The organism is Bradyrhizobium sp. FW305-F6 (assembly GCF_058782905.1).
The window spans coordinates 264,384-290,611 of sequence record NZ_JBYSYD010000001.1 but is presented as its reverse complement, the minus strand read 5'-3'; the positions used below and the strand labels follow the sequence as shown (position 1 = coordinate 290,611).

The following is a 26,228-nucleotide window of genomic DNA, read 5'->3' as shown; positions in this document are numbered from 1 at the left end:
CAACGATCAACTATCCGAGGTGGACTCATGCGCTTGCGGAATTTGGAGAAGTACAAGACGGGTGGTTCTGGCAACAACTTGACGCTTGGCATTCCGCTACCGAAGACGCCGGATGGCCGGGTGTACCGGTATTCACCCAACGAAGACGCACATCCGCGCCTCTTTCTTCTGGGCGACCGAGTATCGGATTTCACTCTACCCGAGGCCTTGACGTCTCGCATGACGCACGCGCCCGGTACGCCAGGCACAGTCTGTCCGTATAGCGGCGTTCTGGACGACGACGAGAACTTTACGCATCCGGACGACCTCGCGGCTGCCAAGGAAATCGTCGCTCATGCCTTTCACGCCGACGCCGCGGCGGCAATCCATGGCATGTTCGATGACCTCGCCCGGAAGAACGCTGGCAACAAATTTTTCAAGGTGACGACTGGTACACGGCCGTCGCCCAAACCCGCACCGCGGTTCGCTCGAAACGATCTTCTCCGCGAGTTGGTATGCGACGAGTGCGGCCGGGACTACGGCGTTTACGCCATTTCCTTGTTCTGTCCGGATTGCGGAGCGCCGAACATTCACTTGCACTTTGCGCGGGAAATCGCGCTCGTCCGGGAGCAGGTGGAGCTCGCGGGCCAACTCGGCTCGGGAAGGCATGAACTCGCATACAGGATGATGGGCAATGCGCATGAAGACGTACTGACGGCCTTCGAAGCGACCTTAAAGACGGTATACCTATACAAGGCGACCACTCGACCACCCGACGTCGCGGCGACGAAGCCGATCGCCAACGACTTTCAGAACATCGAGCGCGGCCGCAAGCGCTTCGCCGAGTTCGACATCGATCCGTTCGGAACTCTGACGGCCGACGCTCTTGCCGTCCTGACGCTGAACATCCAGAAGCGGCATGTCATCGGACACAATCTCGGCGTGGCCGACGCGAAGTTCGCCGAACATGCCGCAGAGGCCCGACTGGGCGAAACGGTGCCCCTGGTCGGCGACGACATCCTGCAGTTCGCCGCGATTGGTCAGTTGGTGATCGACGGTCTCGACGGATGGCTCGCTGCAGGCGGAGCTCCGCCGCCGGCTAAAGACAGGCTGAGCATTCCGCTGATCGCGCCGCCAGCAAAGAAGAAGTCCGAGTTGAAGATCGGCGAACTCGGGCCATTGGCGATCCGGATAGGATTGTGGGTATCGGAACAATCCCAAAAGGGCTTCGACTGCTTCATTCCCGAGCAAGACCTCATCGAGGCGTTTCCGGAATCCAACATCGACGATTTGGCGTTTGCCGTGGCCGAGCTCGAAAGCGATGGCTATCTGAGAACGAACTCGATGATTTCCACGCGGCTTCCGCGGATGTTCACCACCGCAGAGCTTTTTATCACGTTCGATCCCCATACCGGGCAAAGCACCCCCGAAACGGACGTGGTTGCGCTCGTCGATCTTGCTCTCGGCAAATCTGGGACCGGGACCGTCGATGCGGAAGAATTGCATGCGGCCTCCGGCTGGCCGCTTCGACGCTTCAATCCACCTTTCGCCCACCTGGTGTCGCAGATCGACGATAGACGGGTCCTTCATGGAGGCACGGAAGACTATCCATCACGCGGCTTTCTGATGACCGATGGCGATCGGGTTGCGCTTCAGCGCTTCGCGGCCCGGCTGCGCAGGTAATGATTGTCCTGATGCTAAGATACTGGCTGGAGGCACGCTGCCTGCACCACCCTGGTCCTTGATTTTCAACGCCAGTGAGGTCCTTCGCGAACGCCCTCGGCCGGAAGGATCAGCATTGTTTCTCCGAGGGGATGAGGACCGGTCGGCGCGATGCCCACCCACTGGAGCGTCTCGTCGAACGCCCACGCCTGGTCAGGCGGGCTTTCGGGTACGAAGTAATGGCAATACACGTACTCCAGAGGTTTTCCCCGTGGATCGAAAGCCTGCGCTCGCTCGATGATCTTCCGATGTCGGGCGCGCTCTACATCGTCTCCTTCAACGGCCTCGAAGCCGATGTGAACGATACCGGGGCGACCCGCAGGAAGTTGGTCGCTGGCTTCCGATAGCTTCGTCGTAATGTCGCGGGCCTTCGCATCGATGGCTTCGGGAGAGGCCGATTCCCAACGGAGCAGCACGGCAAGATCGCACTCGTGCACATATCTCGGGTTTTCCGCGAGCTTTAAGCGGCTCAACTGAATGTAATTGGCGTGCCTCACGTAGCGGCCCGAGAGCAGCTCCAGCATACGCGAACTCGACGCGAGCACATGGTGATCGTCGAGAACCTCGCGCAACGGATCGAGATCGAGCTCGCCCATCGCGCCATACGACATATCGTCGCTCCAAAGCAGCGAAGGCATGTCGGACCGGAGCCACTCGAGCGACTTCTCGGTCAGATAGGCGGGTGGCACCCGATCAATGGGGATGCGGAAATGGACATCGCAAAATGCGCTCTGCTCATTCTGGGAAAACCCTGTCGCGCTGGGGCGCCATAGCTCGCGCATCGCTGCTCGTTCCCGTTCACCGTATTGGCTCGTTTCCAAGCGCTTGCACTCGACTGCGAAGGAGCGCGAGCCGATTTCAACATCCATATCGTATGTCCGGCTCAGCCCGCGTCGCTCGGGTACGAACTTTACCCGCGCGCCCGACGAGCGATAGGCGGATGCGACGAGCAGCTCGAAGAGCCCGCCATTTGGTTGACGCCGTTCACTGCTGACCAGGCGACGTGCCCGTTCTTCGACGCCGTCGACCGAAAGAAGCAGATCGAGACCGCGCCCGATCGCCTTGAACACCGGCACTACCCGCGATCCGAACGTCGGCTCGAAATTCCAGACATGATCGATAAAAGCCTCGGCCAGGAAGAGATACCAGCCGAATACGTCGGACTCGTCGAAATATCTGCCGCGGTCGGTCTCGTCGACACGACCCAGCGACGCCGCGTACAGGCGATTGGCCGCAGCATTGCGCCGCTTCTTCCACTCGTCCTGGCCAATAAAGTCGCGAAAGTAGGTCACAGCCCGCCGGACATCCGGCTCATCCGGCCAGTCATCGCCCCGTTTGTCTGGAGGTCGAAAGAGTGTTGCCGGAAATTCCTTTGGGGCGAAGGCGTCTCGACGCTTGCTTTTCATGAGTTAAAGAACGCGCAGTTGCTCGGGTTTCTGATCGATAACCAAGGGCGCGCCGCGCTCTTTTCACGCCGAAAGAGAGCGGGCAGGCCGATTACACCCAAGTATGCCTCCGATGCCAACGAGGCAACGCAGGTTCAAAGAAGTTGCGAGTTCCCATCGCCAAGCAACTCGAGCAGCACTTAGTCGCAATGTAACCGTCGGGGAATGAAACGACCCCCGCAAGTCACCTGTCGGATCTTGGCCGGGGAATACGTCGACACCGTCTCAGTCATAGGCTTCCACCCTCGTGGCAAACTCCAGGGTGGGTGCGGGACTGAAGCCCGCCCGATCCGGAACGCCGTGATTGAACAAAAGCATGCCCTTCTTCGTGTCCTGGGGTTCAACGCCACGACGCAAGAGCGCGTTCACCACGACTTGGCGCGGATGAGTTTCATCCTCGGGCCCGGCGGAGATGACGCAACCAATCGATCTTCTGGATCCGAACCCCGAGACATTTCCGACGATCCGATTGAGCAGTGCAGGGGAGATGTTGTTGCGGCTGCCGTGATGCGGGACCTGGAATATGTTCAAAGCGGTGCCGAACTGAAGACCGATGGCAATACCGTACGACACGGCAGCGCCAAGAGCTCTCAAGCCGGCGTCCGCCGTCAGGAAGATGTTTCGACCGTCGATCTGACCGTACAAGACCACGCTGGATTCGTTTTCCGCCGCCGTGATGCCGCCTTCACGGAGCGTCTCGGTGAACAGGTCCTCCGCGATGATGCGCCGGATCTCCGTCGCCACGCGTCGCCCGATCCCTGTGAGCCAATGCCCCAAGAGGACGAGGAGTTGTTGCGCGGGCTTTGGGGTGTCGCGGAATTGGGGGAGGAGGCCCTCGTACATGGCCTGCGTCGGCGAAAGCACCGTGAAGGGCCCGATCTTTGCGCCTAGAAACGGAGGGTGAAGCGAAGTGCCCCGCTTCAGGGCCAAGTCTCGGATTTCGCTGACGATCGGGTAGGCGCGCCGCAAGTCCGCGGTGAGGCCCTCCAGCGTCCATCGAGGATCGTGGAAGTAATCCATCATGTTTTTCGCGTGGTATTCGGGAACGTGCATCCAGAGGTTCTGCACATTAAGTTGCGAGATGACTGCGCGAAGACCGCTGATGTGATCGTTGTCCGGATGCGTGCTGACGACGTGCTCAACCGTGTTCGTGCCGTACACCGACCGCACGTGCTCGACGATTGCTTCGCCGGTTTCCTGGAATCCAGCGTCGATGACGATCACGCGCCACTCCGCGCCCGTCCAGTAGCGCATTGTTATCGCGTCGCCGCTGTTGGCTCCCGACCCGACAGGATGAAACTCTATTTCATAGGCCATTTGGGTGGTGTCCAGAATCAATGTTGGCTATGTAGGGAGAAATGTCGCCGCCCTAAGCGGCACCGGATCCACGCTTGTTCAGCAGCCGGTCGATTTCCTGGAGACGTTTCTCCGTCAATCCGGCTTCTTTTGCATATTCAGGCCAGCGATCTATGGCACTCTGAACTTGTTCGAAGAACTGCTCGGCTTCCTCCTGCGGAATCGACGCATTTTGCGCAACCTTTAGAATGTGCTTTTTGGTCGGGTTCTTCCCTTCACCGTCCACAGCTAGATTGTGCTCGCCCCCGGGGCCCTCCGAGAGCGTGAGGTCGTACGCCGGCGTCGGATGCCAAACTCCATCCTTTGCGAGCAGGAAAGCGTGATTTTTAGCGTGATCGTCCCGGTTGTGTGCGAGGACGTTGAAGATCATCCGGACGAACATCTGGCGTACGTGACGCTCGTCGCGCGTCAGAAGTCGCGTGACTTTCAACAGCGTATCGTAGTCGATGGACGGAGCCCGATGATCGGCCTCCAACAGCCCGCTCACCGTCTGTACATGCGCGCTCCCACCCTCGGTTCTGTCGAACCTTTGGACGGCGAAATAGCTGCCCTTCTTGGTTTTGATGAGCTTAGTGGCGGGCATATCGACGCCTGCTGCCTTCGCCATAAGAGAGTAGGCGTACTCTTCTTTTCCTATTTCGGAGTGATCGACGTTCGATTTGAACTTTACCAGCCAAGCTTCGAAGCCTTCCGGAAGATCGGTGCCGGTATCGGCTACGATCTTACCGGTCTTGCCATTCAAGCCGATCATAATCTTGGGGCGGACGCCGGCGGAGCCACCTTGGATTTCGAGCAGACGATCCACGTCGGCTTCGTCGACCTCGCCTTGGACCGCCTCAGCTTGCGCAGCAAGCCAATCGAGGTCGACGGCGTCGCCGGCGGCTTTGCTAAGGGAATTATCGGGAATGTAGCGCAACGCTCCCATGCCGGTCTGGCCGACGTATGCCAGGCGGTCAAGAGGCGTGAGGAGCCTGAAGTCGTATCCGAGGTTCTGCAGATGACGATCAAGAAGCATGCGGCCCCAACCGTCGGGGAGGCTATCGTTGAACATGCCGTGCAGCCCGGCGAACGGCGAATTCGGCGCCGGCTTTGCTCCCTCGCCGACAGGAAGCTTGAACGGAGATACGTTGAGGCGCCTCGCGGCGAAATCGGGGTGGTACTCGAAATACGCCCGGCGTTCCTCTTTGCTCCATGCCAATGTTCCTACCTCGATCTTTTCGCCGTAGAAATCGAGCGACACCCCCAGCTTTTGGATGCCTTGGGGCGGTTTTCCGTCTGGGACCTTCGGCTTCTTCACTTTCTGCGTCCCCGAATTCTGACAGGCTTGGATGCCAATGTTCCTACCTCGATCTTTTCGCCGTAGAAATCGAGCGACACCCCCAGCTTTTGGATGCCTTGGGGCGGTTTTCCGTCTGGGACCTTCGGCTTCTTCACTTTCTGCGTCCCCGAATTCTGACAGGCTTGGAAATCACGTCCTCGATCGACCTGTGCGGCTTCGGAGGAAACAGCCCCTCGAATTCCTTTTCGGCGCCGAGAGCGAACGCGATGGCTATGAGGAACTCTAAGGAAGATTTGCCTGTGCGCTCAAATTGCTTCAGCGTGCCCAAGCTGACCTGAGCGCGGGCGGCAAGCCCCGACTGGGTTAAGTTGGCCTCTAATCGCCGCTGCTTTGCGCGGTTCGCTATATCGGAAGCAATGTCTTGGGGTGAGCTTAAATTAAGGGATATATCCATAGCCTCTGTTCCCATTATCTGGCAATAATAGATATTATAATATCTCGTATAAGTCAAGATCAGGATTGCGCCGTGCCTTTGGCCCTCGGCTAAACCGCAGAACCGTCCGCGTCGGCCTTTACCCAGCAGCGCATGAGAGGCCGTAACAAAAGCGCTAATGCGTCCCGAGCGGCTTTTGCGCCTCCGAGAGGCTTAACCCGGCCGAACAGTGAACGGAGGGGTGGCTTGGTCGCCGGCTTCTCCCTTTGATTATGCTCCGGCCCGCCTTTATCTCTAGGTGCTCGGAGGTTTCATGCTGACGAAACAAGCCAGTAAACACGACACAGATTTCTACGGGTGGACCCAGGAGCAAGCCGGCATCCTTGGGGCAACTTCGCCTGCAGACACGCGCCTTGACATCGACAATCTGGCTGAAGAGATCGAAGGCATGGGACGTGCCGAAGTCCTGGCGATATCTAGTCTACTTCGACAAACCCTAATTCACTTGCTGAAATCAGCCCTCGAACCTGAAAGTCAGACTCTAACGCGTTGGTTTGAGGAAATCGTCACATTCCAAGGCGATGCCGTCCTGGCCTTTTCGCCAGGACTGAAGCGGCGACTCGATCTTGAGAAAATCTGGCGTGTCGCCTGCAACGCAGCTACCCGCACCTTGGAAAATCGTGGGGTAGTCGGACCTCAATTGCCGTCGACCTGTCCGCTCTCGCTCCATGATCTTCTTGACCCCGAGTTCGACCCCGGCGCAGCGACACAAGTGCTATCTGCCGCCATCCAATCAGTGGCCAAGCACGGCATCTGAGCATCAGGCCCACAGGGCAGTACGCGCCATGATCAACGCTGGTGGCGCTGACCACATTTTACCTGTCCGGCCGAACGAGAGCGCAAACTTGGGTTTAGAAAGCCCAACGGTAACCAGGAATTCACAACTCTCCGGCGCAAGCCTTGCCGATCGGGTTGACCTCCGCCGTGCGTCGACCGATGATTCTGCAAAGACGCGCAGATCGGATAAGTAGCGTGAAGGCTGTTGCAATAGACCCGTTCGAGCGACGGATTGTCGTCGAGGAGGTAGACCCCACACCCGCTGAGCTCAGGCGATTGTGCGGGTCTCCCAGGCACGTTCTCGCGACCCTTCCCAATGGGGATGTAATCCTGGCCGCGGAAGGAGAGGGCGCCGATGCCGGGTTTTCGTTAGGAGGGTCGAAGGCTATTCGCAGCTCTGCGATCGTCCTTGGACGACGGAATTCCTTCGGAGACCGTACGGCAGCGCGGTCGAGTCTCGAAATGCTTGAAGGCCTGATCCGCTGGGTCAGCCCAATCTCGGTTCCGGAACCTGCGCAATCGGGAGAGACCGTCTCGGTGATCGTTGTGGATCCCGAAATTGGATTGATTGATCGCGCCGAGATGGGACGGACTGCCGCCGGGATTGATCACGTTCTGGGAGGAGCACCAGTGCCGTTGCTGAATGCTCCCGGCGGCGACATCGTCTACGGGAAGGCCCAAGAGGACGGCTGGCGCTGGAAAAAGGACGGTTGCGTGTTTGGTGGCCGCTGCGTGATTGTCGGGAGCGACGCGACGAACACGCCCGCCGAGCCCGTCGCAAGCGTTAGGGTACTTCGACGAGACGTGCGCTTCGGTCCGCCAGCCAAGACACTCTGGCTCGGATACGACAAGCATCCGATGAGGATGACCGCTCGTCCGAGCGCTTGCCCCTAGGCCGATCCTATCAAGCGCCGCAGCCCGTACAGGCTCAGGGTGCGCCAGCAACAGCCCACACCCGGCCCCGATGACCGGCCGGTAGATCACGTCAACAAGCGCAGCGTGGCTCGGCCTATCGCAGTGTAAGTTACCCTGCGATAGGCCGAGCTATCGCTCAGTGCCAAAATTGAATCTCGAAGCGCCAACACCGCCAGTGACAGAATTGAGTCTTCCAGAACCAGGGGCTGATCGAGCCGCGACAAGCGTGAAGACGCCGCCGGCCAGAAAGACCAATGGCATCAGTAGGCGAGTGACAAAATCAACCAGAGGCCCCAGTGACAAATTCAAACGCGAACGACAAGCCAGCAGGCCGCGATCCCGACACCCATATCTGGAATTCGCATAAGGTATATTATGGAATATATTTATCTGCAATCAGATCAATAATTTAGGCGAACTTGCTGCCATCGCACCTTCGCGCAGGCCAAAGTTTCCGCCTGCGCGTGGCCGTCGGTCTCAGCTCTTGACGCCTACTGTGCATGGGGTTGTTTTTCAGGTTTTGAATCGGGTCGAGGTCTGCGAAAGCCGATATTGCCGTGACCTTGTCCGGCTGCAATAAGCGGGCTTCGCGAGATCGCAGATGACCTTCTGACTGACCGTCCGTATAGGTTTGCATCTCAGAACAACAACAAACCTTTCGAGGAAGCAGACCCATGGTCTTTTCGACGCGCTTTTCCCGACGCACGCTTCTCAAGGCCTCCGCAGCGACCGCGGTCCTGGGCGGCATCGGTGCGCCCCATGTGGCACGCGCCCAGAGCGCCGAGTTCACCTACAAATACGCCAACAACCTGCCCGACACCCATCCGCTGAACGTCCGCGCCAAGGAGATGGCGGCGGCAATCAAGAGCGAGACAGGCGGCAAGTTCGACCTCCAGATCTTCCCGAACAACCAGCTCGGTTCCGACACCGACATGCTGAGCCAGATCCGCTCCGGCGGCGTCGAGTTCTTCACGCTGTCGGGCCTGATCCTGTCGACCCTGGTGCCGGCGGCGTCCATCAACGGCATCGGCTTCGCGTTCCCGGACTACGACACGGTCTGGAAGGCCATGGACGGCGATCTCGGCGCCCATGTCCGCGGCGAGATCAAGAAAGCCGGCCTCGAGGTCATGGACAAGATCTGGGACAACGGCTTCCGCCAGACCACGTCGTCGAGCAGGCCGATCACCGGCCCCGACGACCTCAAGGGCTTCAAGATCCGCGTGCCGGTCTCGCCGCTGTGGACCTCGATGTTCAAGGCGTTCGACGCCGCGCCCGCCTCGATCAACTTCAGCGAGGTTTACTCCGCGCTCCAGACCAGGATTGTCGAAGGCCAGGAGAATCCGCTGGCGATCATCTCGACCGCCAAGCTCTACGAGGTGCAGAAGTTCTGCTCGCTGACCAACCACATGTGGGACGGCTTCTGGTTCCTGGCCAACCGCAGGGCCTGGGAAAAGCTGCCGCAGGACGTGCGCACGATCGTGGCCAAGAACATCAACGCCGCCGCGGTCAACGAGCGCGCCGATACCGCCAAGCTCAATGCCAATCTGCAGCAGGAACTCGCCGGCAAGGGCCTGACCTTCAACCAGCCCGCCGTGGCGCCGTTCCGCGACAAGCTGCGCACCGCGGGCTTCTATGCCGAGTGGAAGGGCAAGTATGGCGACCAGGCCTGGGACCTCCTGGAAAAGGCCGTCGGCAAGCTGTCGTAGCGTGGTGGGGCCGTCGGGGTTCGTATCGGGATGGCTCACGTCGAGGTCGAGGTGACCGCTGTGGTGGGTGAGGCGACGTTGCAGTCCCCTCGCCGACCTTCGTTGCTGGCGTCGGTCGAGCGCGTGCTGGGTCTCGTCGTCGAGATCCCGACGGCGATCCTGGTGGTCGCCGAGATCGTGATCCTGTTTGCCGGCGTGGTCGCGCGCTACGGCCTGCACCGCCCGCTGATCTGGTCGGACGAGTTCGCCTCGATCCTGTTCCTGTGGCTCGCCATGCTGGGCGCGGCGGTCGCCTTCCGCCGCTCCGAGCACATGCGCATGACTGCGGTCGTCGCCAGCGCCAGGCCCGCCATGCGAGCCTATCTCGACCTGGTCGCGACCTCCGCGGCCCTGGCGTTCCTGATCCTGATCGCTTGGCCGGCAAGCGACTACGCCTATGAAGAAAGCTACATCACGACGCCGGCGCTGCAGATCTCCAATATGTGGCGGGCCGCTGCGCTGCCGGCCGGCATCTTCCTGATGGCGACCTTTGCCTTGCTGCGGCTGCTGCGCGCGGCCGACTACCGGATGGTTGCAGCTGCCGTGCTGTCGGTCGCCGTCGTGATCGGCCTGTTCTGGCTGGCTGAGCCGTTGCTGCGCCCGCTCGGCAACCTCAACCTCGTCGTCTTCTTCGTCGGCGTTGCCGGCTTCTGCGTCTTTGCCGGCGTTCCCATTGCGTTCGGCTTCGGTCTTGCAATCTTCGGCTATCTCGCGCTGACCACCCGCACGCCCGTCATGGTGCTGATCGGCCGGATGGACGAGGGCATGAGCCACCTCATCCTGCTCTCGGTGCCCCTGTTCGTGTTCCTGGGATTGCTGATCGAGATGACCGGCATGGCCCGCGCCATGGTGGCGTTCCTGGCGAGCCTGCTCGGCCATGTCAGGGGCGGCCTGCACTACGTGCTGGTCGGCGCCATGTACCTGGTCTCCGGCATATCCGGCGCCAAGGCGGCCGACATGGCGGCGGTCGCACCCGTGCTGTTCCCGGAGATGAAGGAGCGCGGGGCCAAGCCCGGCGATCTCGTCGCGCTGCTGGCGGCAACGGGTGCCCAGACCGAGACCATTCCGCCGAGCCTCGTGCTGATCACGATCGGCTCGGTCACGGGCGTGTCGATCGCCGCCCTTTTCACCGGCGGCCTCCTGCCCGGCGTCGTGCTTGCGATCACGCTTTGCATGCTGGTGTGGTGGCGCTACCGCCACGAGGACCTGAGCCACATCCGCCGTGCCACGACATCGGAGATCGGCAGGAGCTTCGTCATCGCCCTGCCCGCGCTCGCGCTGCCCTTCGTGATCCGCTATGCCGTGGTCGAGGGCATCGCGACGGCCACCGAGGTCTCCACCATCGGCATCGTCTACGGTGCGCTCGTCGGGCTGCTCGTCTACCGCCGGTTCGACTGGCGGCGGCTGTTTCCGATGCTGATCGAGACGGCGGCGCTGTCGGGTGCGATCCTCTTGATCATCGGCACCGCCACGGGTATGGCCTGGGGCCTGACCCAGTCAGGCTTCTCGCGCTCCCTGGCGGCGGCCATGACCGGATTGCCCGGGGGAGCTGCGACCTTCATCGCCGTCTCGATCCTGGCCTTCGTCATCCTCGGCAGCGTGCTGGAAGGTATTCCTGCGATCGTGCTGTTCGGGCCGCTGCTGTTCCCGATCGCCCGCGCCGTCGGCGTGCACGAGGTGCACTATGCCATGGTGATCATTCTCGCCATGGGTATCGGGCTATTCGCCCCGCCGTTCGGCGTCGGCTATTATGCGGCCTGCGCCATCGGACGCGTCGATCCGGCCGAAGGCATCAGGCCGATCTGGGGCTATCTCTTGGCGCTGCTGGTGGGATTGATCATCGTCGCGATCTTCCCCTGGATCTCGATCGGTTTTCTTTGACGCGATAAAGGAGTGAGTCGATGAGTGAACGGCAGAACCCGTACAAGATCGGCCTCGACAAGACTCCCGCCAACTACGTGCCTCTGAGTCCGCTGAGCTTCCTCGCGCGCAGTGCCGCCGTGTATCCCGATCATGTCAGCACGGTCTACGAGGGCCGCAGCTTCACCTGGGCGCAGACGCACGAGCGCTGCAAGCGTTTTGCGTCCTGGCTCGCGCGCAAGGGCATCGGCATCGGCGACACGGTCGCGGCCATGCTGCCGAACATTCCGGCGATGAACGAGGCCCATTTCGCCGTGCCGATGACGGGCGCCGTGCTCAACGCGCTGAACATCCGCCTCGATGCGCCCTCGATCGCGTTCCAGCTCGACCATGGCGGCGCCAAGATCATCCTTGTCGATCCCGAGTTCTCGGGCGTCATCACCGACGCGCTGGCGCAGATGAAGGGCCCGAGGCCGCTCGTGGTCGATGTCGACGACGCATCGTTCAAAGGCGGCAAGCGCATCGGCGAGATCGAATATGAGACCGCGGTCGCCGAAGGCGATCCAGACTTCGCGGCGATCACGCCGAGCGATGAATGGGACGCGATCGCGCTGAGTTACACGTCGGGTACGACGGGCAATCCCAAGGGCGTCGTCACCCATCACCGCGGCGCGTATCTGAACGCCGTCAGCAACATCCTCGCCGGCAATCTCGGCCAGCATCCGGTCTATCTCTGGACGCTGCCAATGTTCCATTGCAACGGCTGGTGCTTTCCCTGGACGACTGCGGCCGCCGCTGGCATCAATGTCTGCCTGCGCAAGGTCGAGCCAACGAAGATTTTCGAGCTGATCAAGACCCACGGCGTCACCCACATGTGCGGCGCGCCGATCGTCTACAACACGCTGATCAACGCACCGGATGCTCCCAAGGGAACTGCCGCCCGCCACGTCGTCGGCCTTATCGCAGGCGCGGCGCCGCCGGTCGCGGTGCTGGAAGGCGCGGAAAGCATCGGTATCAAGCTGACACATGTCTACGGCCTGACCGAGGTCTACGGCCCCGCCTCTGTCTGCGCCGAGCAGCCCGGCTGGGACGAACTTCCGCCCGCCGAACGCGCACGCATGAAGCGGCGGCAGGGCGTGCCCTACCCGCTCCAGGAAAGCGTCACCGTCATCAACCCTCAGACGATGCGGCAAGTGCCGCGCGATGGCGAAACCATCGGCGAGGTCATGTTCCGCGGCAACATCGTGATGAAGGGCTATCTCAGGAACGAGAAGGCGACCAGCGAGGCCTTCGAAGGCGGCTGGTTTCACACCGGCGATCTCGGCGTGCTCGACGAGCACGGCTACGTCATCATCAAGGACCGTTCGAAGGACATCATCATCTCCGGCGGCGAGAACATCTCCTCAGTCGAGGTCGAGGACATCCTTTACAAGCATCCGGCGGTGCTGTTCGCCGCCGTGGTCGCAAAACCCGATCCGAAATGGGGTGAAGTACCTTGCGCCTTCGTCGAGCTGAAGGACGGCGCAAGCGCCAGCGAGGCCGACATCATCGCGTTCTGCCGATCGCACATGAGCGGCTTCAAGACGCCGAAGGCGGTCGTGTTCGGGCCCATCCCGAAGACGTCGACGGGCAAGATCCAGAAATTCCTGCTGCGCAACGAAGTCGGCTCGGCGAAAGCGATCTCGGCCTGAACAGCGTCCGAAGAGGTCTAGGCCGTCTCGAGCCGCAACCCGTCATAGGCCGGCACCACGCCGGCGGGCAGCGACTGCCGGATAACCTCGTAATCGACGTCGGCGGTCATGTTGGTGATCACCGCGCGCTTCGGCTTGAACCGCTCGATCCAGGACAGCGCGTCGTTGATGCTGAAATGGCTGACATGGCTGGTGTAGCGCAGGCCGTCGACGATCCAGAGATCCAGATTTTCCAGAGCGCCCCAGCTCTCGCGCGGGATGTCGTTGAGATCAGGGGTGTAGGCGGCGTCCCCGATGCGATAGCCGAGCGCTGGAATGTTGCCATGCTGCACCAGGAAGGCGGTCATCGTCACCGCGCCGCCCTTGCCAAGGACGGTCTGGCTTTCGCCCGCCTCGATCGAGTGCCGAGTCAGTATCGGCGGGTAGTCGCTGCCCTCAGGCGAGATGAAGCAATAGGAGAACCGCGACAGAATGTCCTTGGCGGTCGACTGATTGAAATAGGTCGGGATGCGCCGGCGCATGTGCATCACGACCGAACGCAGATCGTCCATGCCGTGAGTCTGATCGGCGTGCTCGTGGGTCAGGAACACGGCGTCGATGTGGTCGACGTTGGTGGAAAGCAATTGCTCGCGCAGATCCGGCGAAGTGTCGATCACGATCCGCGTGGTGCCGTGCTCGGAGGTCCGTTCGACCAGCAGTGAGCAACGCCGCCGGCGGTTCTTGGGATTGTTGGGATCGCAGGCACCCCAGCCGAGCGCCGGGCGGGGCACGCCGGCGGAGGAGCCGCAGCCCAGGATCGTCAAGGTCAGCGTCATGCGGCATCCAGTTTCAAGCGTTCACCTTCGAGAACAGGCGGAAGAAGTTTTCGGTGGTCTGGCGCGAGATCTCGTCAAACGACACGCCCCGTGTCTCGGCGAGCACCTTTGCAACCTCGACCACATAGGCCGGCTCGTTGCGCTTGCCTCTAAACTTGCCGGGCGCAAGATAGGGCGAGTCTGTTTCAACCAAAATACGGTCCGCTGGCAGCTCGGCCGCAAGCGCGCGCAAGGCTTCCGATTTCTTGAAGGTCAGGATACCCGTGAAACCGATATAATGCCCGAGCGACACGGCCTTCAATGCCAGATCGCGTCCGCCGGTGTAGCAATGCAGCACCGCGCGGAACGACCCGTTGGCCGCCTCCTCTTCCAGAATGCGTGCGCAGTCCGCGTCGGCTTCGCGGGTGTGGATCACCAGCGGCAGGCCGGTGGTGCGAGCGGCGGCGATGTGAGCGCGAAAGCCCCTCGCCTGCGCCTCCGGCGAGCCATTGTCGTAGAAATAGTCGAGCCCGGCTTCGCCGAGCGCGACGACCTTGGGATGCTGCGTCAGGGCAACAAGCTCGTCCGGCGCGATGCCGTCCTCCTCGTCCGCGTTGTGCGGATGGGTGCCGACCGAGCAATAGACGTCGTCATAGCGCTCGGCGATCGCGAGCAGGTCCTTCAGCCGCCGCACCCGCGTCGAGATCGTGACCATGCGCGCGACGCCGGCCGCCCGCGCCCGCGACAGGATCCCGTCAAGATCTTCCGCAAAGTCCGGAAAATCCAGGTGGCAGTGGCTGTCGACCAACATGCGGACGCCTTCAGGCTGCCGGCTCGATGTAGCGCGGGAACGCCGGTGTCGGTGCCGGCAAGGTCGAGCCGGGTGCGATGCGGCTGGCGCCGCCGAGCATGGTGAAGCTGCGCTCGGCTTCGGGAATGCCGAGGCTTTCGAGCAGCTTGCCGGAGGCAGTCGGCATCACGGGCTGAGCCAGGATCGCGATCTGGCGCACGACTTCCGCGGTGACGTAGAGCACCGTCTTCTGCCTGGCCGGATCCGTCTTGGCGAGCGCCCACGGTGCCTCGCCGGCGAAATAGCGGTTGGCCTCCGCGACCACGGACCAGACGGCGTTGAGCCAATGATGGATCTGCTGCGTCGCCATGGCCTCACGCGAAGCCGCGATCATGCCGTCGGCCATCGCCAGGATCGCCTTGTCGTTGTCGCTGAACGCGCCGGGCTCGGGCAACACGCCGCCCAGTTGCTTGGCGATCATCGAAAGCGAACGCTGCGCGAGGTTGCCGAGATCGTTGGCGAGATCGGCATTGATGCGCGCGACGATGGCCTCGTGATTGTAATTGCCGTCCTGGCCAAACGGCACCTCGCGCAGGAAAAAATAGCGAAGTTGGTCCACGCCGTACTGCTCGGCAAGATTGAAGGGATCGACGACGTTGCCGACCGACTTCGACATCTTCTCGCCCCTGTTGAACAGGAAGCCGTGGGCATAGACCCGCTTCGGCAGGGGGATCCCGGCCGACATCAGGAACGCCGGCCAGTAGACGGCGTGGAAGCGGATGATGTCTTTGCCGATGATGTGCACATCGGCCGGCCAGTAGCGCCAGTTCTTGTCGCTCTCGTCGGGGAAGCCCACGCCGGTGATGTAGTTGGTCAGCGCGTCGACCCAGACATACATCACATGATCTTCGTCGCCGGGCACTTTCACGCCCCAATCGAAGGTCGTGCGCGAGATCGAGAGATCGCGCAGCCCGCCTCTGACGAAGCTCACCACCTCATTCTTGCGAGAATCAGGCCCGATGAAGTCAGGGTGATCCGCATAGAACTCGAGCAGCTTGTCCTGGTACTGCGAGAGGCGGAAGAAATAGCTCTTCTCCTCCACCCATTCCACCGGCGTGCCCTGTGGTCCGAGCCGCACGCCGTCGTCGTTCACGCGCGTCTCGTCCTCGGCGTAATAGGCCTCGTCGCGGACCGAGTACCAGCCCGAATAGGTGTCGGCGTAGATGTCGCCGTTCGCTTCCATGCGCCGCCAGATCTCCTGGCTGGAGCGATGATGCTGCTCCTCGGTGGTGCGGATGAAGCGGTCGAACGACACGTTCAGGCGCTCGTCCATCTCCTTGAAGCGGCCGGCGTTGCGGGCTGCGAGCGCGGAGACGGACATGTTCTCACCCGCCGCGGTCTGAACCATCTTCTGACCGTGCTCGTCGGTGCCGGTCAGGAAAAACACGTCCTTGCCGTCGAGCCGAGCAAAACGCGCCAGCACGTCGGTCGCGATCGCCTCGTAGGCGTGACCGATGTGCGGGCTGCCGTTGGGATAGGCGATCGCGGTTGTGATGTAGAAGACGTTGTCGCGCGCAGGCGCGGCGACTTGCGGAGCTGTGGCAGGCTTGGGTGCACGTGCGGCCTTGGGCTTGGCCACCTTGGGCTTCACAGGCGTGACCATGGGAGCCGGTGCGGCGGTCACGGCAGGCGCAGTCGCCTTTTTCGCGACCTTCTTCGCCGGAGCCTTGGCCGGCTTTTTGGCAGCCTTATTCGCCGCCGTCTTGGTGACGACCTGCTTCTTCGCGGCCTTCTTGCCGGCTTTCTTTGCTGCGCCCTTCTTCACGCTCTTCTTGGCGGCAGCCTTCTTGGTCTTCTTGACCTTCTTGGCGGCCTTGCTCGCGCGCGCCTTCACGGCCTTCTTCGCAGACTTCTTGCCGCTCTTGCGTTTGACGGATTTCTTAGCTCGCGTTGCCACCACGAATTCCTTTACCGGCTTCTCGAATTTGGAAACGGCTCGCGCTTAGCGCGTTGCGTCCGCCAGCCAGCCGAACACCGAGAAAACCAGGGGCTTGCGCTCCAGATTGTAGGTTTCGGTATCACGCGCGGCGCGGACGATCTTTTCCCATACCTCAGCTAGCCGCGCAAGGCGCGGCAGGTTCTGGTTGGCATGGGCATCGTCTGCATGCAGGCGCTCAGCGATCCAGCGGTCGATACCGTCAATGAAAGCCGCCAGCGCGACGCGGTCGCTGGTGCCGAGCGAGTCTCCGAGCGTGTGCAATTCGCGCGGATCGACTTGCGGGAGGCGTGCGAGCATGGCCGCCGTACGCTGCTGGAGCTTGAGCGCATCGCCGCCGAGCAGCGTCAGCGCCCGCGCCACGCTGCCCTCCGAGGCTTCCGCCGCCTCGTGCAAGGCGGGATCGTTCGGATCGAGCTCGGCCGCTGAAGCTGCAGCCCCAATCACGTCATCCGTGGCAAGCGCGCGCAGGCGCAGCTTGCGGCAGCGCGACTGGATCGTGGCGAGCACCCGAGCGGGTGCGTGGCTCACGAGGAGAAACAGCGATTGCTGCGGCGGCTCCTCCAAAATCTTCAACAGCGCGTTGGCGGCATTCGGATTGAGCTCATCGACGGTGTCGACGATACAGACGCGCCAGCCTTCGGCCGCCGCGGTCGAGCCGAAGAAGCCGATTGTCTCGCGTGTCTCGTCCACGGTGATCACGGTGCGCATCACGCCGCGGTCGTTGGCGGTTCGCTCCAGCGTCAACAGGCCGCCATGCGAACCCGCCGCCACCTGGCGGGCCACGGCGTCGTCAGGACCGACCGTAAGGTCTTCCGCCCGCTGCACGGCAGGCGCGAGCGGCTGCGAATGGGCGAGAACGAAGCGCGCCATGCGGTAGGCCAGCGTCGCCTTGCCGATCCCTTGCGGCCCGCCGATCAGCCAGGCATGTGGAATCCGCCCGCTTCGATAGGCCGCAAGTAACGCCGCCTCGGCCTCGCGATGGCCGAACAGGCGGCTCGTCTCGCGCGGATGCGGAACGGTTTCGCGCTCGGCCTGACGTGGGCTCATGCCGAAATTACCGACGCAGGCGTGGGGAGAAGACGCTCGCGCAGCACCGTCCAGATCCGTGCGGCGACCGTGTCGGGGTCGGAATCGGCGTCGATCAACACGCAGCGCGCGGGATCCTCTGCCGCGATCTTGCGATAGGCTTCGCGGAGGCCCTGGTGGAAGCTGAGCTTCTCGGCCTCGAACCTGTCGGGGATGCCGCTGCCGCGGCGCGCGGCGGCGCGTTGCAGGCCGATCTCGACCGACAAATCGAGGATGATGGTGAGGTCCGGCTGGAGGTTGCCGATCGTCACCCGCTGCATTGCGTTGATCAGTCCGGCCGGCACCTGGCCGAGGCTGCCCTGATACGCCCGCGTCGAGTCGGCGAAGCGATCGCACAACACCCAGACGCCCTGGCTCAGCGCCGGCTGGATCACGGTGCGGACATGGTCATCGCGCGCGGCGGCAAACAGCAGCGTCTCGGCCTCGGGGCCGAGCAGCTTGCCCATGCCCGACAGCACCAGATGACGCATGATCTCGGCGCCCGGCGAACCGCCCGGCTCCCGCGTCACCCGGATGCGCAGCTTCGCCGCCTTGAGGCGATCGGCGAGCTTTTTGATCTGGGTCGACTTGCCGGTGCCCTCGCCGCCTTCAAAGGTGATGAAGCGTCCGCGTCCGGACGGCCGCTGTGCCGCGCTCTCACTCATGATCAGAGCTTCTCGGCGCCTGCGCGGAACATGCCGATCACGAGCTCGCTGGCGCCGTCGATTGCGCGGCGCATTGTCGAGCCGGTGCCGATGGCCTCGGCCGCATAGACCGGCGTCTCCACTGCGATGTTGCCGCTGCGCCAGACCCTGACCACGCCGACCCGCTGGCCGGCCTCGATAGGCGCCCGCACCGGGCCGCTATAGACGATGCGCGCAATCAGCTTGTCGTTGCCGTTCTTGTGAACCATCACCTTCACGGGTGTCTTGGCGACGAGCTTGACCGAGCGGCTCTCGCCGCCGAACACCTTGGCATAGCCGACGGGCTGCTCGGCCGCCATCAGCGTACGGGTCTCGAAATTGCGAAAACCCCATTCCAGCATCTTCTTGGCTTCGCTGGCGCGATCATCGGCATCTTCGAGCCCGTTGACGACGACGATCAGGCGCGTGCCGTTCTGCACGGCCGAGCCGACCATGCCGTAGCCGCCTTCCTTGGTGTAGCCGGTCTTGAGGCCGTCGGCGCCTTCCAATGAATTAAGCAGTGGATTGCGGTTGGGCTGGCGGATCTTGTTCCAGGTGAACTCCTTCTCGCCGAACAGTTTGTAGAACTCCGGGAAGTCGAGAATGATGTGGCGGGCGAGGATGCCAAGCTCGCGAACCGTCATCTTGTTGCCGGGGTCCGGCAGGCCGCTGGAATTGGCGAAGGTCGACCTGGTGAGGCCGAGCTCGCGTGCGCGCTTGGTCATGAAGTCGGCCGCGAAGATCCGCTCATTGCCGGCCATGGCTTCGGCGAGCGCGATGCAGGCGTCGTTGCCGCTCTGGATAATCGCGCCGTGCAGAAGGTCGTTGACCGAGACCTTGCTGTTGATGGCGGCGAACATGGTCGAGCCGCCCGAGGGCGCACCGCCCCGGCGCCAGGCGTTCTCGCTGATCCGGTACTCGTCGGTCAGCTTGATGTCGCCCTTCTTGACCGCGTTGAAGACGACCTCCGCGGTCATCAGCTTCATCATGCTCGAGGGGGCGCGCAGCTCGTCGGCGTTCTTCTCGAACAGCACGCTGCCTGAGGAGGCCTCAATCAGGATCGCGGTCGGGGCATCGCCATCGAAGCCGGTGTCGTCCGCCTTCTTGGCGCCCTGGACGCTCTGGTTGGCGGCGTAGAGCGCGCCGCCCCAGCCTGCGACCAGGACCACTGCGATCAGAACCGCCGCGATCAGCCCGCGCGCCAGCGTTCCGGCGGTGAGCCGGTTGAGACGAAGCAAAGACAGACGAAGTGCCATAGCGAAGCCCTGAGGGAGGCGTTCTAACAGCTGGAACAGATGCGAACAACACGCGGCTGGACGCTTGTCCCTGAGATTGCACGATTCTCGCCGCGCCCCTATCGTGGTGTCTTACGTTTCTCGACCAAACCCCTGAAACAAGGCGGAAAAGCGAATGTCCTCAACCCGCATGATCAAGGCCAACGGGATCGAGCTTTTCGTCCGCGAAGCCGGCCAGGGTCCGCTGGTGGTGCTGTGCCATGGCTGGCCGGAACTCTCCTATTCCTGGCGCCATCAGATCCCCGCGCTTGCCGAAGCCGGATTTCACGTCGTCGCCCCCGATATGCGCGGCTACGGCCAGAGCGCTGCACCTCCTGAAGTTGCCGCCTACTCGATCTTCGACACGGTCGGCGATGTGGTCGGCCTCGTCCAGGCGCTGGGTGAGACCAAGGCGATGGTGGTCGGTCATGATTGGGGCGCACCGGTCGCCTGGCACGCGGCGCTGTTTCGGCCCGACATCTTCACGGCAGTCGCAGGCCTGAGCGTGCCGCCGCCGTTCCGCGGCCGCGGCAAGCCGCTCGATCTGTTGCGCCAGGGCGGCGTCACCAACTTCTACTGGCAGTACTTTCAGACACCCGGCGTCGCCGAGGCCGAGCTCGAACGCGACGTCGCTCGCACCATGCGCATCATCCTCGGCGGACGCGGCCTCGCCGATCCCACCGCGGCCATGTTCGTGCAGGAGGGCAAGGGCTTTCTCGGCCATGCGGCTGACGAGGAGCCGCTGCCCGGCTGGCTCAGCGAGCCTGACCTCGCCTATTTCACCGAGAGCTTCCGCAAGTCCGGATTCCGCGGCGGGCTGAACTGGTACCGCAACATCGACCGCAATTGGGAGCTGACGGCGCCTTGGCAAGACGCACAGATCCGTCAGCCATCGCTGTTCATCGCCGGTTCGAAGGACGCGGTCATCACCGGCCTGATCGGGGCCAAGCGCGTCAACGAGCTCGAGCGCGTGCTGCCCAATCTGAAGCGCAAGCTGATCCTCGACGGCGCCGGCCACTGGGTGCAGCAGGAGCGGCCCGACGAGGTGAACGCGGCACTGGTGACGTTCTTGAAGGAGAGCGCGGCTCAGTAGAGGCCGCGGCCGCTCAGTATGCTGCGGGCCTCGGCCGCGCCGTCCGAGGCATAGGCAGCGGACGGAGCGCTCTCGGTCGTGTAGCTGCCATCGGCGTCGTAGGAGACCGCGCGCGCGTTCTGGAGCGCACGGTTCCGGCCACGGCTCGAGGCCGACATTTCCGATGTCGCATTGAGCGAGGCCATATCGGCCGAGCTGTTGCCGAGATTATAGGGCCGCCCCTCGGGCATCGGTACGTCGCCGCGAATGGCGCCGCGGGCTGATGATGATAGCTCTGGCACAAACGGCTTGGCCGAGGCGACCCGGACCATCGACGGAGACGGCGCCGGAACGCCGGTGCGCAGGGTCGCCAGAAGCTGGCGGTCATCGGAGCCTTCGAGCGGCGCCCGGCCGACATATTCGACGCGGACCTTGGCGACACCATTTCCTTTGAATTCAAGGAGTTCGGCGGCCTTGTTCGAGACGTCGATGAGACGGTTGCCGTGATAGGGCCCGCGGTCGTTGACGCGGACGATCAGCGACTTTCCGTTCGAGACGTTGGTCACCCGCGCGTAGGACGGCATCGGCAGGGTCGGATGCGCCGCGGTCAGCGAGGTCATGTCGAACACCTCGCCATTGGCGGTCAGGCGGCCGTGGAAGCTGTCGCCGTACCAGGAGGCCATGCCCTCGGCGCGGTAGTTGACGTCCTCCTCCGGCACGTAAGTCCGGCCCGCCACGACATAGGGCTTGCCGACGCGATAGGTACCGCCGCCCTTCGGGACGGGATCGCCGAACGCCACCACGCGCGGGCTTGATGACACCCCGTATTTCGGATCCACCCGGCTCGCGAACTTGTTCGAGGAGGCGCAATTGGCGAGCGCGAGACACGTCGCGACAACCGCAACACCGCGCACGGCTCGCAAAACCGAATCTGACCGCCCGATCCCCATTGACCCCAAATACCACTTCGCCGGAGGCGTACCCAACCCGCTGAGACTACGGGGAGCGCTGTCCAGTCCTTCTGATTCCGAGGCGGCCCACCACCGCTTCGGACGTGGTAAGGATAACGCAACCCGATCACGGCGGAAATGGGGAGCCGCCAAGGATCACGCCGGGATGGTAAACGCCACGTTGGTTTCTCCCCGTCGATCTACGGAGCCGAGGCGCATTCTCTGTGCCAGTCCTGGACATTCTGTTGCGCCAAATCCTCACCCCACCCCCATTGTCTCGCCTCTCACCGAAATTCTTTTGACTGTGCAAGGCCGCACGCGTTTTCTCGGATGCAAGGGCAGGATTTGGAATTTAACGATGATCGAGACGGTTTCGGCACTGATGGGTCTAGTAAGCGCGGGGATCTTCCTGGCCCATGCGTTCGAAGGTTACCGCACGAGGGCCTGACGGCACCCGCGCGGACGGCAAGCATCACCTCTTTCAAAGCGGCGCGTTCGGACGAGCTTCATCGATCCGCGCGAGCATCGAAGACGAGAGCGGCAGGTGTCCCATGCGTAACCATGACCTCGTATCCGATGGCTTCCTGGCATTGACCGCCGGCGGCTTGGTCCTGCTCTGCTCGAGCCTCGTGGCCCTGGCGTTTGCCTGAGGAAGCGCATCTATCCGGATGAACGCCCACGGGGGTCGCCAGCACCTCTCCCGGCTCAACGCAGGCCCAACAGCGAGCGGCGGTAGAAGCTGCCGCGGGCCTCGTTCAGGCAGACGAAGCTGCCGTCGAAGCCCTGGCCGTAGCGCTTCTGTCGCTTTCGGTAGTAGCGGCCCTTTTTGAAATCGAGCCAGACGACCCTGTCATGCGGGCAATGACGCTGCGCCTGCGCCTCGTAGCGAAACGGCGTCAGCGGCGTAGCCCAGACTTCGGCGCCTCCTGCGCCGACCAGCATGACGCCCGCGCATGCGATTGCGCCCCACCACTTGCCCAAGCCGCTCCAGGACACGCCCACCTCCCGCTCGCGGCCGTCCTGCGACGGCCGATCGGCACGGTAGCACGAGCGGATACCCACGCGGTAATGGCGGCCGACAATCAAATGCAGGCCGCCAGGAGATGCGATTTTGGTAGTGGCGCAGCGAAGCGTGTTCGCTCAGTCCTTTGTGGCTGCGGCTTCCCGCGCCAGTCGCTCGGCCTTCAGCCGTTCCTTGTTGGCGTAAAACGCCTTCTGCGCCGCTTCATGATCGCGGATGGCCTTCTCGGCCTCGACGCGACGCGTGGCATCGCGCGCCTGGCGTTGTTCAGGGGTCAGGGGTTTGCGTCGGAACGAAAGGTCTTCAGTCATGGCAACACAACGCGGCGATGAGGAAATAGTTCCGCATCGTTCCGCTTGCCAGACCGCTGCCCACACAGAGTCTGCGAAAACAACCCCATGCACAGTAGCCAAGTTGTTCTGAATCAATGCCTTTTCCGGAAAGCCCGAGGCTACCGCACCGTGGGCGAAACAGCGGTCCTTTCCGACGCTCGAAGTCGTGGATTCGTCGACCTCCCCGGACAGCGGCCTGCGAAGGTCATCGTTCCGCAGCGGCGATCTCGATGTCCGCAATCACGGGCAGATGGTCTGAATAAACCCTGGCCTCCTCGTCGGTCCAGACTTTCCCGATCCGGCTGTCAGGCGTTGCGTAGATCCGGTCGAGCCGCATCAGGGGCAGGCGTGATGGAAAAGTCCGCAACTGCGTCCGGTTGGGACAGACCTGCGCGAGCACGCGGCGCACCGATCTCACCCAGAACCAATCGTTGAAATCGCCGAGCACGACGGTCCTTGCCGGCTTCACCAGGCTCACCAGAGCACGTGCCTGGGCATAACGTTCGTGAATGCTCAGGCCGAGATGCGTGGCCACTACACGCACATCGCCGGAAGGCGTCAGCAGGTCCGTGGCGATGGCCCGGCGCGGCTCCCGCTCCTGGTATGACACGTCGACGATCTCGGGCATGCTGGAGAACGAGAAGCGGCTCAGCAGCATCTGGCCGTAGTCGCCATCCTCCGTAACGATCGACTTGGCGTGAACGCGGTGATCGCCGACGACACTCGCCAGCTTCGCAAACGGATCATCCGAGCGCGAGCGCGAATCCACCTCCTGGAGCGCGACCACATCGGGGGACCACTTGCGGATGATGGAGCAAACCCCCTCCAGATCGAACCTCGGATTGAGATTGAACGTGCCATGCACGTTCCACGTCATGAAGCGCACCGGCGCCATCAGCGCCTCCCGGCGAGCCACGTCGCGAGGAATTGGGCGCCGGCGCAAACCCCGACCCAGCCGAGGAATGCCAGAATGAGCAGCAATATGTTGCTCCAGGACGCATTTCTGGCGAGCTCTGCGATCTGCGAGCCCAGAACCGCCATCGTGAGGATTCCGGGCGTGCTACCCAGCAGAGTCCCAACCATGAAGTCACGAAGAGGCAGCGTGCTTGCACCTGCCACGACGTTCACCACCGAAAACGGCGCTATGGGAAGCATCCGGATCACGACAACCGCCAGGATCCCCTTCCCGACGATGCGTTCCTGGATGCGCGCGGCACGTCGGCCCAGCAGACGCTGAAGGCGTTCCCGGCCGACGAAGCGACCGATCGCAAACAGTATCAAAGCGCTGAGCAGGACGCCCGCCATGGCGGTCGCGAACCCCAGCCACGGCCCGAGTGCGGCGGCCGTCGCCGCAATGAGAACCAGAACCGGAAAGACGACGAGCCCGCCGAGAACGAAGGCTGCGATCGCCAATGGCGGCCCCCAGATGGACTGCGAATAGGCGGACAGTAGCGCCGAAAGATGACCTGCATCCGCGAGATCGTTCAAGGACGTGTACGACCAGGCCAGCGCCAGCCCGAACAGCGCTACGGCTATCGCCCCGATTCCGATGATGGTTTTCGTCGTCCACATGCGAGATGCCGCGCGCTCCAGATGAAGGGGCAGCTCAGGGTCCGCCACCGGCTGAACCAAGCTGGCCAGCGTGCTGGTTAGAACTGAAGACTCGACTTTCCGCAACGTCTTGGCGCCACGCGCCTTTGACACCTCGTCCAGCAGAGCGAACAGGCGATGCTCGTTTTTCGCGATGGCGTGTTCGTCGAGATCGCAGAAATGGGCGATCAGGCGACGTCGGATCGAAATGATGAAATCCCGATGCTCCTCGGTCGCGGCTTCAAAAATCAGGTCACATTCGCTGTCGGCGCCCATCGACCGGTTGTTGAGGTTGGCCGAACCGATCCTCAAGATCCGGTCGTCGACGACCATGAGCTTGCTGTGCACCATCACCGCGGCTTCCCTGTTCCCGCTGCGCGAGACCGGGTGGACGAAGCGGATGCGATCGGCCACGCCGGCCTCGCTGAAGCAGGCGATGAAGGCACCGCGGCCGTTTTGCATCGCCTGGGATTCAAACCACGACGAATGCAGCTTGGGGGCGACGATCAGAGCGCGGAGCGACGGCACGCGACGCATCTGCTCCGCCAATTCGTGCGCCATCCTGGTCGCGCTGGTGAACTGATTTTCAATGTAGACGAAGCTGTTCGCCGAGCGGATGGCCACAATGAAGGAGCGTTCGACCTCCCTGATGGTCGAACCTGCAGGACTGACCACATCGGTCCTGGCGATACCGACCGGCAAGTGCTCGGCCTCGACCGGCACATTCGCCGGCCAAAAGTTGTCCTCCAATGGGCGCCGTTCGTCCGCGGGTTGACCTGCTGCACGCCAGCGTTGCTCCACGAGGTCGAACAGCTGTGCCGCGGCATCGCCGTCGACCAGGCACTGAACATCATGAAACGGCGGGTATGGCTTGCGCTGGGGGTCGCAACGCATCGCGAAATCGGCACGGTGATCACTCGTGTCCCAGCGCCTGATCGTCAGATCCAGCCCGCCGACGAATGCCAGCGCACCGTCGACACAGACGATCTTCTGGTGCTGGGCCGAACCGAACGGCAGCGTGGCGTCCAGATGAAAGCGGACCCGGCCATCCGTGCCGTCGGTGAATTTCGCCGCCGAATTCCATTCGCGCTCCGAGGCATAAAACGAGACGAAGTCCCAGACGAGAATGTTGATGCGCAAGGCGGGGCGCCGCTGCACCAGTGCGCGCAGGAACGGACCGAACTCCTCGGGCAGGCCGTCGTCCGCGCGTCCGGAAGCACCGACCAAACGGGTCCTGCTGTGGATATCCCACCCGACGATGTAGACGAGATCCTGCGCCGCCAGCAGCGTTTCCCGCAGGGCTGCGAAATAGGCGGCCGCATCGTTCAGAACCGCCACGCGTCGCGCCTCGCACCGCCGCCAGACGGTGTCGCCGGGAATCAGGATCGATGCACTC

At 62.7% G+C, this 26,228-nt stretch carries 22 protein-coding genes; 7 read left to right on the top strand and 15 right to left on the bottom strand.

The window, feature by feature from the left end; translation table 11 throughout:
- Positions 1-27: 27 nt before the first annotated feature.
- Positions 28-1,662: a hypothetical protein gene (locus tag AC3WLX_RS01420; RefSeq protein ID WP_151650242.1), complete on the top strand. Its 1,635-nt coding sequence runs from the start codon at positions 28-30 to the stop codon at positions 1,660-1,662.
- 65 nt (positions 1,663-1,727) lie between these two features.
- On the opposite strand, the gene AC3WLX_RS01415 is transcribed toward AC3WLX_RS01420, so the two are convergent.
- The 4 genes from AC3WLX_RS01415 to AC3WLX_RS01400 form a co-directional block, all read right to left on the bottom strand.
- Positions 1,728-3,107 (bottom strand): transposase, encoded by a 1,380-nt coding sequence (locus AC3WLX_RS01415; protein ID WP_151650241.1) that lies wholly within the window; start codon positions 3,105-3,107, stop codon positions 1,728-1,730.
- 264 nt (positions 3,108-3,371) lie between these two features.
- On the bottom strand, positions 3,372-4,463 hold the full coding sequence (locus AC3WLX_RS01410; RefSeq protein WP_151650240.1) for a ComEC/Rec2 family competence protein: 1,092 nt from the start codon (positions 4,461-4,463) through the stop codon (positions 3,372-3,374).
- A gap of 52 nt (positions 4,464-4,515) precedes the next feature.
- Positions 4,516-5,799: a type II toxin-antitoxin system HipA family toxin gene (locus tag AC3WLX_RS01405; RefSeq protein WP_049820109.1), complete on the bottom strand. Its 1,284-nt coding sequence runs from the start codon at positions 5,797-5,799 to the stop codon at positions 4,516-4,518.
- A gap of 133 nt (positions 5,800-5,932) precedes the next feature.
- On the bottom strand, positions 5,933-6,235 hold the full coding sequence (locus AC3WLX_RS01400; RefSeq protein WP_028136420.1) for a helix-turn-helix domain-containing protein: 303 nt from the start codon (positions 6,233-6,235) through the stop codon (positions 5,933-5,935).
- Between the two features lie 292 nt (positions 6,236-6,527).
- Between AC3WLX_RS01400 and AC3WLX_RS01395 the strand changes: the two genes are divergently transcribed.
- The 5 genes from AC3WLX_RS01395 to AC3WLX_RS01375 all read left to right on the top strand — a co-directional run bounded on the left by AC3WLX_RS01395 (position 6,528) and on the right by AC3WLX_RS01375 (position 13,262).
- Positions 6,528-7,031: a DUF29 domain-containing protein gene (locus AC3WLX_RS01395; RefSeq protein ID WP_049820108.1), complete on the top strand. Its 504-nt coding sequence runs from the start codon at positions 6,528-6,530 to the stop codon at positions 7,029-7,031.
- Between the two features lie 482 nt (positions 7,032-7,513).
- Entirely contained in the window at positions 7,514-7,945 is a 432-nt protein-coding gene (locus AC3WLX_RS01390) for a hypothetical protein (RefSeq protein ID WP_028136419.1), read from the top strand.
- Positions 7,946-8,640: 695 nt separating this feature from the next.
- A complete protein-coding gene (locus AC3WLX_RS01385) occupies positions 8,641-9,672 on the top strand; it encodes a TRAP transporter substrate-binding protein (protein ID WP_492334445.1) in 1,032 nt (343 codons plus the stop codon).
- Between the two features lie 30 nt (positions 9,673-9,702).
- A complete protein-coding gene (locus AC3WLX_RS01380) occupies positions 9,703-11,592 on the top strand; it encodes a TRAP transporter large permease (protein ID WP_492334444.1) in 1,890 nt (629 codons plus the stop codon).
- Positions 11,593-11,612: 20 nt separating this feature from the next.
- On the top strand, positions 11,613-13,262 hold the full coding sequence (locus AC3WLX_RS01375; RefSeq protein ID WP_492334443.1) for an acyl-CoA synthetase: 1,650 nt from the start codon (positions 11,613-11,615) through the stop codon (positions 13,260-13,262).
- 17 nt (positions 13,263-13,279) lie between these two features.
- Here the strand turns inward: AC3WLX_RS01375 and AC3WLX_RS01370 are convergent, their stop codons facing one another.
- The 6 genes from AC3WLX_RS01370 to AC3WLX_RS01345 are packed head-to-tail and all read right to left on the bottom strand — an operon-like array spanning position 13,280 to position 19,849.
- On the bottom strand, positions 13,280-14,077 hold the full coding sequence (locus tag AC3WLX_RS01370; RefSeq protein ID WP_291621758.1) for an MBL fold metallo-hydrolase: 798 nt from the start codon (positions 14,075-14,077) through the stop codon (positions 13,280-13,282).
- A gap of 13 nt (positions 14,078-14,090) precedes the next feature.
- Positions 14,091-14,867, bottom strand: coding sequence for a TatD family hydrolase (locus AC3WLX_RS01365; RefSeq protein WP_492334442.1), 777 nt, complete (start codon positions 14,865-14,867; stop codon positions 14,091-14,093).
- Positions 14,868-14,877: 10 nt separating this feature from the next.
- The gene (metG, locus tag AC3WLX_RS01360) at positions 14,878-16,803 is read right to left on the bottom strand and encodes a methionine--tRNA ligase (protein ID WP_492334441.1); all 1,926 of its coding nucleotides are present in this window, start codon (positions 16,801-16,803) and stop codon (positions 14,878-14,880) included.
- A gap of 45 nt (positions 16,804-16,848) precedes the next feature.
- The gene (locus AC3WLX_RS01355) at positions 16,849-17,892 is read right to left on the bottom strand and encodes a DNA polymerase III subunit delta' (RefSeq protein ID WP_492334440.1); all 1,044 of its coding nucleotides are present in this window, start codon (positions 17,890-17,892) and stop codon (positions 16,849-16,851) included.
- Positions 17,889-18,575, bottom strand: coding sequence for a dTMP kinase (tmk, locus tag AC3WLX_RS01350; protein ID WP_492334439.1), 687 nt, complete (start codon positions 18,573-18,575; stop codon positions 17,889-17,891). Before tmk ends, AC3WLX_RS01355 begins: the two co-directional genes overlap by 4 nt.
- 2 nt (positions 18,576-18,577) lie before the next feature.
- Positions 18,578-19,849, bottom strand: a complete 1,272-nt coding sequence (locus AC3WLX_RS01345; RefSeq protein ID WP_492334438.1) for a D-alanyl-D-alanine carboxypeptidase family protein — start codon at positions 19,847-19,849, stop codon at positions 18,578-18,580.
- A 154-nt stretch (positions 19,850-20,003) separates the two neighbouring features.
- Here AC3WLX_RS01345 and AC3WLX_RS01340 point away from each other — a divergent pair, with 154 nt between their 5' ends.
- Complete coding sequence (locus AC3WLX_RS01340) at positions 20,004-20,960, top strand: alpha/beta fold hydrolase (protein WP_492334437.1); 957 nt, start codon at positions 20,004-20,006, stop codon at positions 20,958-20,960.
- Here AC3WLX_RS01340 and AC3WLX_RS01335 read toward each other — a convergent pair.
- The 5 genes from AC3WLX_RS01335 to AC3WLX_RS01315 all read right to left on the bottom strand — a co-directional run bounded on the left by AC3WLX_RS01335 (position 20,954) and on the right by AC3WLX_RS01315 (position 26,170).
- Positions 20,954-21,889, bottom strand: a complete 936-nt coding sequence (locus tag AC3WLX_RS01335) for a septal ring lytic transglycosylase RlpA family protein (protein ID WP_492334436.1) — start codon at positions 21,887-21,889, stop codon at positions 20,954-20,956. The two genes, AC3WLX_RS01340 and AC3WLX_RS01335, sit on opposite strands and share 7 nt — an antisense overlap.
- A 705-nt stretch (positions 21,890-22,594) precedes the next feature.
- The gene (locus tag AC3WLX_RS01330; RefSeq protein WP_492335895.1) at positions 22,595-22,831 is read right to left on the bottom strand and encodes a hypothetical protein; all 237 of its coding nucleotides are present in this window, start codon (positions 22,829-22,831) and stop codon (positions 22,595-22,597) included.
- Positions 22,832-23,029: 198 nt separating this feature from the next.
- On the bottom strand, positions 23,030-23,221 hold the full coding sequence (locus AC3WLX_RS01325) for a hypothetical protein (protein WP_492335894.1): 192 nt from the start codon (positions 23,219-23,221) through the stop codon (positions 23,030-23,032).
- 226 nt (positions 23,222-23,447) lie between these two features.
- Positions 23,448-24,137: an endonuclease/exonuclease/phosphatase family protein gene (locus tag AC3WLX_RS01320; RefSeq protein ID WP_492334435.1), complete on the bottom strand. Its 690-nt coding sequence runs from the start codon at positions 24,135-24,137 to the stop codon at positions 23,448-23,450.
- Entirely contained in the window at positions 24,137-26,170 is a 2,034-nt protein-coding gene (locus AC3WLX_RS01315) for a VTT domain-containing protein (RefSeq protein WP_492334434.1), read from the bottom strand. Before AC3WLX_RS01315 ends, AC3WLX_RS01320 begins: the two co-directional genes overlap by 1 nt.
- Positions 26,171-26,228 lie beyond the last annotated feature (58 nt).